General features: G+C 39.2%; 12 protein-coding genes. 4 read left to right on the forward strand and 8 right to left on the reverse strand.

Annotation, left to right across the window (positions count from 1 at the left end):
* The first annotated feature begins 81 nt into the window (after positions 1 to 81).
* On the forward strand, positions 82 to 480 hold the full coding sequence (locus tag IGI76_RS15820; protein ID WP_010748936.1) for a YxeA family protein: 399 nt from the start codon (positions 82 to 84) through the stop codon (positions 478 to 480).
* A gap of 345 nt (positions 481 to 825) precedes the next feature.
* On the opposite strand, the gene IGI76_RS15825 is transcribed toward IGI76_RS15820, so the two are convergent.
* The 5 genes from IGI76_RS15825 to IGI76_RS15845 all read right to left on the reverse strand — a co-directional run bounded on the left by IGI76_RS15825 (position 826) and on the right by IGI76_RS15845 (position 7,601).
* Entirely contained in the window at positions 826 to 1,455 is a 630-nt protein-coding gene (locus IGI76_RS15825) for a helix-turn-helix domain-containing protein (RefSeq protein ID WP_081117140.1), read from the reverse strand.
* Between the two features lie 658 nt (positions 1,456 to 2,113).
* Positions 2,114 to 3,562 (reverse strand): helix-turn-helix domain-containing protein, encoded by a 1,449-nt coding sequence (locus tag IGI76_RS15830; RefSeq protein WP_081117141.1) that lies wholly within the window; start codon positions 3,560 to 3,562, stop codon positions 2,114 to 2,116.
* Between the two features lie 537 nt (positions 3,563 to 4,099).
* Entirely contained in the window at positions 4,100 to 5,494 is a 1,395-nt protein-coding gene (locus IGI76_RS15835) for a glutamate decarboxylase (protein ID WP_208773353.1), read from the reverse strand.
* Positions 5,495 to 5,523: 29 nt separating this feature from the next.
* A complete protein-coding gene (locus IGI76_RS15840) occupies positions 5,524 to 6,933 on the reverse strand; it encodes an amino acid permease (protein ID WP_010748933.1) in 1,410 nt (469 codons plus the stop codon).
* A 26-nt stretch (positions 6,934 to 6,959) separates the two neighbouring features.
* Complete coding sequence (locus IGI76_RS15845) at positions 6,960 to 7,601, reverse strand: hypothetical protein (RefSeq protein WP_015510550.1); 642 nt, start codon at positions 7,599 to 7,601, stop codon at positions 6,960 to 6,962.
* Positions 7,602 to 7,753: 152 nt separating this feature from the next.
* Here IGI76_RS15845 and IGI76_RS15850 point away from each other — a divergent pair, with 152 nt between their 5' ends.
* Positions 7,754 to 8,182: a hypothetical protein gene (locus IGI76_RS15850; RefSeq protein WP_179135480.1), complete on the forward strand. Its 429-nt coding sequence runs from the start codon at positions 7,754 to 7,756 to the stop codon at positions 8,180 to 8,182.
* Between the two features lie 611 nt (positions 8,183 to 8,793).
* Here IGI76_RS15850 and IGI76_RS15855 read toward each other — a convergent pair.
* Positions 8,794 to 9,246: a GNAT family N-acetyltransferase gene (locus IGI76_RS15855; protein ID WP_081117143.1), complete on the reverse strand. Its 453-nt coding sequence runs from the start codon at positions 9,244 to 9,246 to the stop codon at positions 8,794 to 8,796.
* Between the two features lie 390 nt (positions 9,247 to 9,636).
* On the opposite strand from IGI76_RS15855, the gene IGI76_RS15860 reads away from it, so the two are divergent.
* Both IGI76_RS15860 and IGI76_RS15865 read left to right on the forward strand, forming a co-directional pair.
* Positions 9,637 to 10,056, forward strand: coding sequence for a MerR family transcriptional regulator (locus IGI76_RS15860; protein ID WP_015510553.1), 420 nt, complete (start codon positions 9,637 to 9,639; stop codon positions 10,054 to 10,056).
* A 75-nt stretch (positions 10,057 to 10,131) separates the two neighbouring features.
* Positions 10,132 to 10,998: an aldo/keto reductase gene (locus IGI76_RS15865; protein WP_081117144.1), complete on the forward strand. Its 867-nt coding sequence runs from the start codon at positions 10,132 to 10,134 to the stop codon at positions 10,996 to 10,998.
* A 266-nt stretch (positions 10,999 to 11,264) separates the two neighbouring features.
* On the opposite strand, the gene IGI76_RS15870 is transcribed toward IGI76_RS15865, so the two are convergent.
* On the reverse strand, positions 11,265 to 12,209 hold the full coding sequence (locus IGI76_RS15870; RefSeq protein WP_081117145.1) for an NADP-dependent oxidoreductase: 945 nt from the start codon (positions 12,207 to 12,209) through the stop codon (positions 11,265 to 11,267).
* A gap of 145 nt (positions 12,210 to 12,354) precedes the next feature.
* Positions 12,355 to 12,705 (reverse strand): winged helix-turn-helix transcriptional regulator, encoded by a 351-nt coding sequence (locus IGI76_RS15875; protein ID WP_333718828.1) that lies wholly within the window; start codon positions 12,703 to 12,705, stop codon positions 12,355 to 12,357.
* Between the last annotated feature and the right edge of the window lie 328 nt (positions 12,706 to 13,033).

Below are 13,033 nucleotides of genomic sequence, written 5' to 3' on the forward strand. Positions count from 1 at the left end.
TCTCCTTGCAAAACTGTTCGTCTGATGAAAGGTCATCTATAGAACCATTCTGTTATAATAGCTCCATATTTGAGGATAAGGATGGTTTATATGAAAAAAATAATCGGATTCATCTTAGTCGTACTTTTAGGATTCGTTGGATACAAAGGATATGAATATTATCAATCCACCTACTCAGGACAAACAGCTTACGCGTATGTCCCCTCTGAGATTCCGCCTAAAGTCCAACACGAAAGTAAGAGCGGCATCGGTGACCAGTCTCCTTGGTATTCTTACGATTACACATTAAACTTTGTAAAAGAAGATGGCAGCACCCAAACCCTTGAGGTTTCACTATCAGAAGATAACGCAAAACCCTTAACACCAAATTCTTATGTAAAAGCGGTGATCAGTGAAAAGCGTACAATAAAAGGCCCGAATGGCGTTGAAAAAGACGCAATTCCCAAAAAGGTTCTAGAGAAATTAGAAAATCAAAACTAATGAAATCTTTGTTAATAAGGACTAATGAGTTTTACAATATCAAATCTGGGTCAGAATAAACCACATTCTGGCTCAGATTTTTTGTTAGTGATTTTCATCTTTTTTGAGTCTACTGGACATGGATGGCACTTCTCTAGCTGGTGCAAATCCACTCGCAGATAGTTACTGGCAAGTGCAGCGAACCACAAGCCGAATATAGTAAGGAGAAGGAACAGGAAGTGGTGCCGCACAACTTTGAGTCTACGATCAGAAACTCAATCAAACGAAATAGCGGATAAGGTTGCTGAACCAACCAAAGTCCCAAAGGGAAACGTAAAACAAAAATAGCAAATCTTTTGAGAACCGCTATTGATCGAATGCATTTTCTATCTCTTTGTACAATTTTTCAACATTAAGCATCCCGTAATCTTTTTTTGAAATAGCTATGACTGGTGTTGTAGGAAAATTCTGTTCAATTTCGTTTTTCGCATATCCGAAAGTTGGAGTCAGCAAAATAAGATCGGCTTCACCGCCATATTGATTTACCTGATTCGAATTATAAATCTCAATGAGAACTTTCTGTCCTCTTTTCTGCATAAGCATCTCCAGTTTCCTACTTAAAGCTTGCGTTTGTAAAAGTCCTTGGTCTGCAATGAAGCTAAAAACGATATCAAAAATGATAACTTTTTTCAACTTCATTTCTTCTACTGAATCTTTTGGTTTAATTAAATCTCCTGTTTTTTCCATTTGCTGATATCCTTTCTTTTTAGAAAAAAGAGTCTCAAAAAAAGTAGGTCTTTTCCTTCCTAAAATCTCGTCAACAGAAACATTGAAGTAGTTACTCAAAGATATAAGCGTCTGAATGTCTGGATTACTCTCGTTTCTTTCCCACTTAGATACAGCTTGTGGCGTAACGTTCAACATTTTTGCTAGGCTTTTTTGGGTCATCTTTTTAGATTGTCTTAATTCTTTGATATTTTTTCCTAAATCTAACATTAATATAACTCCCTTCAGATTAATTTTTCAATGAACGGATCGTTGAATAGAGGGAATGGGGACTAAACTATTGGTTGAGTTCTATCTCAGGGCTTGTTTAAACGCTTTCATTAGTTACTAAAAAAATTATCGTTCAGAATTTCTGTTAAGCTTTTTTGAGTCATCTTTTTAGATTGCCTTAATTCTTTGACTTTTTCTTCTCTCTACCATTAAGACAACTTCCTTGAGATTAACTTTTCAATGAACGGAGTGCGGAATAGAGGAAATCAGAACTAAACTATTAGTTGAATTCTATTTTATCATACTTCTGTTTTTGGAAAAATATAGCTAGTCGGTTTGTCGATATTGATAGAGCCAATTAACGATGCCAGACCCACATCTCTATGGGGATCTTTTTTTACCTCCTTCCAAAATCAGCATTTTGAATCCCTTCTATTATTTTCACGCTTGATGTCTTCTGCTCTGTTGCGATACGTTATACAAGGATACTGGGCACATTTATCTAGCAGAAAGCTGCTTGACTGATCCCTATTCTTATTTCGTCATCAATGATAAGAGCAATTCAAGCTCCTTTTCCTTCTCATCCTTTGCAGATAATTGAAAAAGCAGCGAATCACCTATCTGTTGACTCACTGCTTTTTAACTAACAAGTAATGGCTCACACCACAAAAGAATGGTACTTAGAGTAAGCAATTTGATCGACGATCGCAGAAACCTGATTGACATCTAAATCGGCACCGATGGCAGTCACTTGATAAAATTGACCATAATTGTTGCCAAGTTGAGGGACACGGGCGTTTGAAATCAGCAAATCGTATTCTTCCTCATTGTTATAAGGAGAAATAGTCACATTTTGTTTCCCTTTTAGTTCATTTTTTAACAAGTAAATGGAAGCATCTGCCAAAAGACTGGAGCCCATATTTAAGACCCCGATCCGTACTCGATATTCCTCTTTCGGTGATAACAGATAGATTAAAAAGACCAGACGTTTCTTGAGGTAGTTGAGTTTCGTGGGCGTAAACAAGTTAGTTGGTGCAATAATGTGTTGCAGGATGTCTGTAATCACTTGATCTCGCAAGGAATTGTGAAATAGCTTGTGGTAATAATTCAAGGTGACTCGGTCAATGGAGTAATTTACCCCATGAAAGTAATAGACTTGTGCGATCAAGGAGAAGACACTGGCTTTAATATCGATCGTCGTATGGGAGGCTTCAAGACAATAAATGGACTGGATCGCTGCCATGACTTCATCGGTGATCTCAAAGACAGGATTTTTATTGGTATACAACCCTAAGCGAAGCTCCTCGTAAGGAATTCCTCCTACCGTAACGAGAAAAAGACAGATAAAGAAGGGGACGATCTTGGCTTCGTCTACTGAACAGATGCTTTTTTTCGACACATAGGCCTGTCGAATAAAGCGACAAATCGGCATTTCTTGGCAGCGATTGATTTTGATTTGTTCCTCTGGACTTAAGCTTCCCACGGTTGTGTGAGGCGTGACTTTTTTCATGATCACAAATAGCCAGATCTTCAACTGCTTTTGTTGCGCAATCGAGAGGGTTATTTTTTTCGCTAGCTCCGCCACCAGCTCATCGATCAAAACAGAGTCGATCGCTGTTTCCCCCATTTTTAAAAAATTATAGTAAAAATAAATGCGTTGCGTCATCGTTCCCGCTAGCTTTTTGTTCTTTATCTTTAATTCAAAATGCTGCAGCAGCTGATTGCACTCTGCAATCACACGATTCAGTGTCCCCACGCTTATTTTTAATTCATCGGCTAATACGAAAGCATCATAGCCTGCATGTTGAAACAAATAATGGATGATTTGATATTTTACAGATTTTTTCAATAACGTGTCGGTCAAATCATCCAATGAGACGCTGTCGTTTACTTGCAGATCAAGGGTATAACGGTTGATTGCAAAAGAGACCTTCTCATTTTTTAGTTGTTGCTGAAGATTTTCTGATAGTTTCGTCAAGGTTGGCATCGTAATCTCTAATTCCCGACACGCATCACTTTTTTTGATATGACCCGTCGATAAATACAAGAATTTGAGCAAGATATACTCCAATTTCAAGTCTTTATCCAGTAAGTCTTCTTTATACATGACTGTTTTTCCTCCTGTGTAAATCCTTATTCTTTTCGAATAGTTACAACCAATTTACAGAAAAAGATAGCAGTACATTTCCTATGAAACAAACAAATGTAGTAAAAACAGGCCCTTTCTACACATACTTTTCCTTCACTTACTCCCCAAATAAACCAAAACGAACGAACAAAAATGCGCCCTGCCAGACGAACTTTCCTCAGAGTTTCCTCGCGACAATGTTCTCGGATTTTCTTTTTGTTTATGTAAAACGTTCTTCTCTAAAAAAATATATTTAGACCATAATAATTAATACTATCACAAGCTAGAAATGTCAATAAATGAAATTATCAAGCGCCATTTTTTTACTTTCTCTTAAAAAATAATACTATCAAGTGCTTACCCGTTCTTATAAACAAAAAAATCAAAGGCAGTCGATGCAACCGCCTTTGATTTTTCTATAAACCATTGTTCATTCAGTCTTGCAAAAAACGTTTCATAAAGGGTCTTTTTATTCATTGAAAAAAGCAATGAACGGGTTTCTAACGATACCGTTTCTTAATGTGAAAAGCCATAGGTTTGGTCGGATGAAACATGACGGCTTGGTCGCTTGTTCAAGCGCTCGATTCCTTCTTTCATGTCTTGCACCAGATCCATTGCCATTTGCATACTTAAATCTGCTCGGCAGACAAAGCGTTGGATATTGATATGTGATAGATTATCAGGTAATGGATAGGTAGGGACTTGCCAGCCTTTCATGGCAAATTCATCCGTCAAATCATACAAATTCCAAGAAATATCGGCATTTTCTTTTAATTTGTAGCAGACGATCGGCAACCGTGACCCATCATTATAAATATCGAAGTAGCCCATGTTTTCGATCTCTTTTGCTAAATATTGGGCAACATCACTGGTCTTTTTGTGGATCAAGCGGTAGCCTTCAAACCCATTGCGGATAAAGGTGTAATATTGTCCGATGATTTGGCTGGCACTTCTTGAAAAGTTGATGGCCATCGTTGGCATTTCACCGCCAAGATAACTTACTTTGAAGACCAATTCTTCTGGAAGGAAATCTTTTTCTTTCCAAAGCACCCAACCGATACCAGGATAGACTAACCCATATTTATGTCCAGACGTACTGATGGAACGAACATTTTTCAAACGGAAATCCCATTCAAGTTCTGGTTCCATAAATGGCGTGTACAATCCACCACTAGCCGCATCCACGTGGATGTAGACTTTGTAGTCGGTGTGTTTGTTGTATTCCTCTAATTTCTTGTCTAGTGCTTTGATGTCATCGTATCGTCCAGTGTAAGTGATCCCTAAGATACCGACGACCCCGATCGTATATTCATCTAAATAGTCTGTGACCTTTTCAACATTGATGCTGCCATGTTCTTCATCGATAGGGATCGTCCGCATTTCAATGTCCCAGTAAACACAGAATTTTTCCCAAACGACTTGATAGGCAGAAGAAATCACTAAGTTTGGTTTTTGTTTATTGATATCTAAGCCAAGTTTTTTTGCCCGATTGCGCCAAGCAAATTTTAAGGCCAATCCACCTAGCATACACGCTTCACTTGATCCTACCGTTGATGTACCGATAAAATCGGACGCTTCTGGTGCATGCCATAAATCAGCGATCATGTTGACACAGCGGTTTTCAATTTCTGCTGTCCGTGGGTACTCGGTTTTATCGATGGCGTTTTTATCAAGGGTTTCACTCATGATTTTGACTGCTTCTGGTTCCATGTAGGTTTGACAAAACGTCGCCAAATTTTGTCTTGAGACCCCTTCATCGATCAATTGATCTTTGACTAATTCATAGGCATCCCGCGGTACCAAGGGCTCTTTTGGCAATTTGTACATAGGGATCGCCCGATCCATTGCCTCATTCCCATAGATAGGTTCCAAATATTGGGCTTCTTTTCGATTTTTTTTACTAAATAACATGCAGCTCTCCTCCTCATAGGTTGTGCTTTTTATTTTTTATCGCTTGCTTTTTCACCTACGTATTTATAGATGACAAACGGTATCACGACAATTATCAGCCAGCTGATGATCAAGATGGCTAAATAGGTTCCGCCTTTTCCCGATCCGATATCGCTCGGTGGAAAGAAGGAAATAAAGAAAGAAAAAATAGAAACAAGCAAACCAACCATCGCAACACCAATTTTCACATTTTTCCCCCCAGGAATATGATACGTTCTTGTTAAGTCGTCTTTTTCTTTGACTAACTTAATATACGAAAGAAACAAGAGGACATAAGCAACCAGATAGATGCAGACCGTCAAAGCCATCGCAACGAAGAAGGATAGATTGGCGCCCCCGCCGCCTAATGTCAAGACAACCGCCCAAATAGAAACAATGATGCCTTGCACCAAAACGATATTGATTGGAACATTGTGTTGATTGACTTTGGCCATTTGTTTTGGCAGCAAGCCATTTTCAGCTGCTTCAAGCATCGCCGTTGATGGGCCGACTACCCAAGCGGCAATTTCTGCAATGACACCTAAACAGATGACCACGGCAATCAAACGAACCAGCCATTCCCCGCCGCCAAAATGATGGATCAAATAAGAATAAGCTTGGATCACACCAGTATCAAGAGACAATTGATTTTGGGGAATCGTGGCAGCCACCGTTGCCCCACCTAACGTATCCAAAAGAATAGTCGCTACGACTAAAATCAAAATGGCTTTCGGGTAATTCTTTCCAGGATTGTCCATGTCTTTTACGTGACTGGCAGAAGATTCAACCCCTGCATAGGCCAAAATAAAGGAAACAAAAACGACCAGCGTATTGATTTTTGTAAAATCAGGAATCCATGCGCCTGAGCCAAAGGAAACTTTGATGGGATTTCCTTGAGCAATGTAGACAATTCCTAGGATAAAAAGTATGATCCCAGTTGCGACGATCCCCACAAAGAACCCTACTTTGGCAATCTTCGCGGTATTTTTTGTTCCGCCAAATTGCGAGATCGTAATCAACCAAAAGATCACTAAAGTGGCAATCAGCTTCAGCCAAACATTGGTATTAAGAGCCGGCCAATTTAGGGCATAGGAAAGCGCCCCGACAATAAAGTAAATCATCGTAATAAAGCCTACCGTGATTTGGAACCATTGGAAGAAAATGGCAGCAAAGCCCCATTTTCTCCCTAATGTTTTTGAGACCCAGGTATAGAGTCCCCCTTTTTCCCATCCTTTTACAGTAGCCATCTCCGCAGAGCAAAGGGCTACAGGGATAAACCAGAGGAAACCGCCGACGAGTAAATAAAAAACTAGATTCATCTTCGATGTCGCAAAGGTTGGATACTCATATACCGTCATCACCATTGAAGCAGTTATCGCAAAAAAACTCAACAATGATAGTTTTTTCTTGCTAGTATCCATTTTTTTCAACCTCCTATCGTTAGATACTATTTTTCAGCAGCGGAAGAAAGATCAATATGGTACGTATGTGTCAGATCGCCATCTGCTTTAAATTCGATTTCGATTGCTTTGATCGCTGGCAAACTTTGTTCTTGTGCTACTTTAAAGTGAATAAAGCCATCTTTGTGTTTGTCATGGGTCAAAATTTCATCATCTAAATAGTCCACAAATACTTCCGCTTCAATTTTCTTGCCATCATTCAACACCAAATAGGCTTTGTCAGGTTTGATTTTTTTGTCTTTCGAATCTTCATTAAACAATTGATATTTCAGTGAAAGCAATGTTTTGTATTCTTTGTCTTTGTGTTTGAACGCTTCTACATTCACAATTTTTACATGGTTCACTAAAAAGCGAATGTGATCCCAACCAGCATTTTCATAATTCGTTTCATACCAAACAACATCTTTGACTTTCGGATCGATTCCCTTGGTTACGATTTCTTCAAAATACCCGTCATCACTCAATTTTTCACTTCCCACGATCACCTCATCTGAAGAATCACTGATCAACGTTTCGGTTCCTGACCCAGAGACCACTTCCCCTGACTCTTCCACTGTTGAGCACGCACCTAGAGTGAACAAAACGCCTACACCTAAAACGAAACCTGCAACTAATGATGTTTTTTTCATTGTAAATCCTGTCCTTTCTTTTATTATTTTTATTCCATCTCAGGTATACCATTTATCTAAAAAAAGCGAATATCTAATTTTTTATTTTAAAAACAAAAAAACGCGAAAAATACTTCGCGTTTCGGTGCTATCATGAAGTGCAGATAAGAACAATGACCATTGAAAAGAAAGGACTGAGTTTTTTGAGAGCGCTTGTGGTCGTCATAACCGCCTTTTTGTTGGGTATCTGCCCACTTTCAGCTGCCTTTTTTCTGGAAAGTACGGACGGACATACTTCTAGCGCAACGATTTCTGGGATAAAAGTTGCCAAAAATGAGTGGTTTCCTTCTGGGTCACCAAGGTTTGTTGGAACGCTGATGCTTCCTGATGCAAAAGACAACGTGCTGACAGCTGACGGGCATTTTCTGAGAAAGCCTTCCAAGCTTGCGACGAATAGGCGAGGAGCAATAGCAGCTTGTAGGGTTCAAAAAACACCAAAAACCGCACGGGGCAGCCAACTTACTCAGCGTTGCAGCTCTTCAGCCCTTACGACTTTGCGGTTAGAAAAAGCGTGTCAGGCACGGGCAATCAACCGTCCTTAGTTCTCATCCGAGTATCTGGTGTCGTACACGACGCCTTCATCCACAGGGTTTTCGCAGTGATGGCACATAGGTAAGTCAAAAACAAATGATCCTCAAACGTTTATCCTCACGTGTATCCTAGACAAATCTACTTCCCCATCCTGAACACAAAAAATAGCCACTACCTACTTTCCACTTACTTGTGCCATCCTCTGCTTGATAAAACGATCAACATTTTTTGATTAAAAACAAAAAATTGCCTATTCTGTTTTGATCATTTTTTAGTGATCGATCATTGCTTAGCAAGCTAAGCCCCCCAAATCCCAAGCAACCCCCGAAACTATTTTTCGGGGGTTGCTTGGGGTGAGCTTTTTATTCAAATTGGAAAGTTTTTTGGAGGCATTGCAAATGAAGCTGACTTGATTAAGTAGCAGCCTTTCACATTGCCAGCGTAATCTAAATGATGACGACCTATAAAATGATGAATGATAGACAGTCGTATATAACGACTGCTGAAAATAAAAAGCTTGTGACACTTATCTTGTTTCTAAAATCGTCTTCAATCAACCTAATTTTAGAGCTTCTAGGCATACAGCCAAGCAATCCTCAAAAATAAAGAATGAAAAAAACAGCTACTTTTTATCAACTTTCTTCATATAAAGAATTGGATAAAGGTTTCCTTGTTCGTCCAACTCGCTTCTTTTGTATACCTCAAATCCCATATGTTCATAAAATCCTTTCGCTAGAGGATTCTGTTCATTTACTCCCAGTTCATTTACAGCATAGTTTTCCATTCCATATGCCAAGAGTTTCTTTCCTAGGCCCTTGCCTCTTTGTTCATTTGCTATAAACAGCATTTCAAGATTTCGATCCGAGATCCCCATGAAGCCAGCTGGCTCTCCTTGCTCACTTTCTACGACAATCAAATGTGGCACATGATGCAATGCCTCTGGAATGTATTGCTTAATGGCTTGGATTTCGGCCTCTGACAAAAAGGTGTGCGTCGCCTTAACAGAACTCTCCCAAACTTCAATTAATTGTTGCTCTAACTTTTGATTCATATTATTTACTTCTTTTATATTCATGGATAGTCACACTCTCATCAGCTTTTTTTCGTTTTTCATAACAAGAACCGATTGTTTCCTTAATCCAAGTTAAGAATTTTCATCATCATCATAACATGAGATGGATTTATTTAAAATCTATAGAAAAAAATGCCTCTCTCATATAGATAACGAAACAATAATTTCTAAGAGAGTATGACTTGCTTTGAAAAACACTAAGAAAGGAGCTTTCAATACTGATGATTTCTCAAATCATTCTGTTGAAATAAAAGTGTTGGAAGCTTTTTCTTCCTATATAGTCGTCCTGACGAACAAAATATATTCTTTTAAATAAATAATTTTAAACCACTTGCCCTAGAGTCCACTTTAGGGTTTATGATTACTTATAGAAAAAGATAAGGAGAACCAACGATGAATATAAAAAAAGCAGCGGAAATGTTTGATTTGAGCGTAGACACATTGCGCTATTATGAACGAGTCGGTGTGATTCCACCTGTTCAACGCAATGAGAGTGGCTATCGGGTGTACACAACGAATGATCTAAACTGGATCTATTTAGCAAAACATTTACGAAATGCAGGATTGTCCATCGAATCACTAATTGAATTTGCCCAATTGGCACAAGTACGTGAAAGTCAAAATGTCGAAAAAGCTCAAAAACAGATTTTATCCGATCAACTCGAAGAATTAGAGAAAAAGTTAGCAGAAATGCAGGAAGTACGAGACCTGCTTATTTATAAGATAGAAACGTATGATGAGCATATCGCAAAATTCAAAGCAGGAAATATGACCCCTGATAAAGTGGAAAAATTATGGGAACGAAAAAAGTAACATCTTTTACTTGCTATAGACCTAACTCCAAGGTTTAGGATAGAACATGTAATGTAAATTAGAGGAGGAAACACTATGCAAACAATCACACTCAATAATGGTGTCACCATGCCGCAACTAGGATTTGGCGTTTATCAAATTCCTTTGGAAGAAACAGCCGAAGCTGTTTACCAAGCAATCAAAGCTGGGTATCGCTTGATCGACACTGCTTCTATTTATGGAAATGAAAAAGAAACCGGCGAGGGAATCAAGCGTGCCATCAGTGATGGTCTAGTCACTCGAGAAGAACTTTTTGTTACCTCTAAATTATTTATTCTACAAGCTTCCGAAGATAAAGCTAAGGAAACGATTGAACATTCGCTTGAAACAATGGGATTAACTTACCTTGATCTCTACCTTATTCACCAACCATATGGAGATGTTTATGGTGCTTGGCGCTCAATGGTTGCTGCTCAAAAAACAGGGAAATTACGTGCAATTGGCGTTTCAAATTTCAAATCAGCTAAGATGATCGAGTTTGTCGGCTTGAATGAGGCGAAACCTCAAATCAATCAAATCGAAGTGAACCCTTGGAATCAACGAGTGGAAGATCAGGAATGGCATGAAAAATATGACGTCCAAGTTGAAGCTTGGGCACCTTTTGCAGAAGGACGTCATGACCTATTTACCAATCCGACATTAGCAGAAATTGGCAAGCAATATGGCAAAACGGTTGGCCAAGTTGTGCTTCGCTGGTTGATGCAAAGAGGGATCGTCGCTTTAGCAAAAACAGTTCGTCCAGAACGGATGGCTGAAAACATTGCTATTTTTGACTTTGAGCTTTCCCAGGAAGACATTGAAAAAATAGCCGCTTTAGATAAAAAAGAGTCCGCATTCTTTGACCACGATGCACCGCAACAAGTGGAATGGTTTATGAACCGGATGTTAGATACTGAAAACTAATAGGTTTTTTATTGAAGGAAACCAATACAAGTCCGCTTCCGTTTCGAAAGGAAGCGGACTTGTATTGGTTCTAACTGAGTTGTATCTTGTCTCTTTTCATGGTAATTCTTACAAATTTTTTGGAAATTCTGCCTTGATCAAGTAACTGAAGAATCCATCGATTAAACTCATTTCTCTGGAGCACTGTGCTTGTAGCTAAACAACGGATAGCGTTCTGTTACGCTCGCTCTTAAAATCTCTATTGTACGATTTCTATTTACTACTCCCTATTTATCAAAGACAATGATCTTTTTGCCAGTATTTCCGCCTGCTTGGAAATCAAGGTGAGCTTGCTTGATTGCTTCTAATTCAAAGGGATATGTCTTGTCTACAAGGACATCAAGTTTTCCTTGCGCATAAAGATCAATGACTTTTTTCAGCTCTTCAACAGTCATGAATCCCATAGAATACATACCAGTAATTCCTCTACGCTCCGTTTCAACAGGATCGATTGGCGCATTAACAGAAATGACGCGTCCACCTTTTTTGATTACTTGATAACTGTTCTCCAATATTTTAGGACCAGTTAAATTAACCACTAAATCGGCATTAGAAACCAATTTTGTGAAATCTTCTGTTTGATAATCGATCGTTTCATCTGCCCCTAACTCCTTCATATAGTCAGCTTGTTCAGCGCTGCCTGTTGCTATGACATACGCTCCGGCATGTTTTGCCAGCTGAACAGCTTTAGACCCGACACCGCCAGCACCGCCATGAATCAGTACTTTTTGTCCATCTTTTGCTTGACCATCACGAATGGTTGCACCGTAGGCTGTGGCCACACCAAGGAAAAATCCACCTAACGGCACCAAGTCCAGCTCCTTCGGTACAGCAGCAACAACTGCTGACTCGTCTAACAAAATGTATTCAGAATATGTACTCATAAACGCCATCCCAACCACATGATCACCTACTGAAAAGCGGGTCACATCATCTCCGACAGCTGTTACGATACCAGAAAAGTCTTGTCCCAAAGAGTGTGGAAGCACAGGTTTCAATTCTTTTGGCATCGTTGGAAATGGTCCATTCGCACGAATAACAATATCAGGATCATTCACGCCGATCGCTGCGGTTTTGATCACAATTTGTTTAGCAGCTGGCTCAGGGATAGCAGTTTCAACCATTTGCATAACATCTACAGAGCCATATTGATTCAGTATCATTTTTTTCATAAAAAAACCTTCTTTCTTAAGATGATTTCATTATGACCTGTTACCTCAATAATAAAAAGTACCATATTTTTTGATAGGAACTATCGTTTTCAATAGATTTGTGTAATCATACGGATTTCAGGTACAAAAAAAATCCTTGAACGCTTCAAGGATTGACTACTTTTTCGTTTTCTGACTCATAGGTAGAAGCAAATGTTTCTAAGGCATCCAAAACTGGCATGAATTTATGCCCCATTTCGGTCAGTGAGTATTCAACTTTTGGCGGCACTTGCGGATAGACTTCACGATGAATGAGGCCATAGCTTTCAAGCATGCGCAATTCCTTTGTCAAATTTGCTTGGGTCACCATGGGCATTTTACGACTAAGCGCACCGAAACGAAGCGTTTTGTGCCGTAAAAAGGACAAGATGACCATGGACCACTTGCCGCGTACGACCTTCTGGACGCTAGCCACTGGGCATTCTATAAATAATTCAGTTTCTTCTGTTTGCTGCATCACTACTTCCTCCTATTCGCTCACTTTTGCTGCGGTCTTTCATATCAGCAATACTACCGAAATGATGACGACATACGAAACCATGAAGTATAGACATCAGTATATAACGACTGCAAAAAATAGCAAGCCCGTAACGCTTATCTGAACTCTCAAATCGGCTTCAATCAACCTAATTTTAGAGCTTCTAAGCGTACAGCCAAGCTATCCTCAATTCCTTTACGCTTATAAACAGCCACTGCACAGTAATTTTTAGATCAAGATGGCTGCTGCCATCACAACGAAAGAAGAGACGACATGCGCAATAATCGGTTCTCCACTATTATCTCTG

Source organism: Enterococcus sp. DIV2449a, assembly GCF_051711225.1.
Lineage (GTDB): Bacteria > Bacillota > Bacilli > Lactobacillales > Enterococcaceae > Enterococcus_D > Enterococcus_D casseliflavus.

Coding starts and splice junctions, on each gene's coding strand:
- IGI76_RS15875 (WP_333718828.1), bottom strand. CDS start 12,705: ATGCAGCAAACAGAAGAAACTGAATTATTTATAGAATGCCCAGTGGCT.
- IGI76_RS15860 (WP_015510553.1), top strand. CDS start 9,637: ATGAATATAAAAAAAGCAGCGGAAATGTTTGATTTGAGCGTAGACACA.
- IGI76_RS15830 (WP_081117141.1), bottom strand. CDS start 3,562: ATGTATAAAGAAGACTTACTGGATAAAGACTTGAAATTGGAGTATATC.
- IGI76_RS15845 (WP_015510550.1), bottom strand. CDS start 7,601: ATGAAAAAAACATCATTAGTTGCAGGTTTCGTTTTAGGTGTAGGCGTT.
- IGI76_RS15870 (WP_081117145.1), bottom strand. CDS start 12,209: ATGAAAAAAATGATACTGAATCAATATGGCTCTGTAGATGTTATGCAA.
- IGI76_RS15820 (WP_010748936.1), top strand. CDS start 82: ATGGTTTATATGAAAAAAATAATCGGATTCATCTTAGTCGTACTTTTA.
- IGI76_RS15840 (WP_010748933.1), bottom strand. CDS start 6,933: ATGGATACTAGCAAGAAAAAACTATCATTGTTGAGTTTTTTTGCGATA.
- IGI76_RS15850 (WP_179135480.1), top strand. CDS start 7,754: ATGACCATTGAAAAGAAAGGACTGAGTTTTTTGAGAGCGCTTGTGGTC.
- IGI76_RS15835 (WP_208773353.1), bottom strand. CDS start 5,494: ATGTTATTTAGTAAAAAAAATCGAAAAGAAGCCCAATATTTGGAACCT.
- IGI76_RS15855 (WP_081117143.1), bottom strand. CDS start 9,246: ATGAATATAAAAGAAGTAAATAATATGAATCAAAAGTTAGAGCAACAA.
- IGI76_RS15825 (WP_081117140.1), bottom strand. CDS start 1,455: ATGTTAGATTTAGGAAAAAATATCAAAGAATTAAGACAATCTAAAAAG.
- IGI76_RS15865 (WP_081117144.1), top strand. CDS start 10,132: ATGCAAACAATCACACTCAATAATGGTGTCACCATGCCGCAACTAGGA.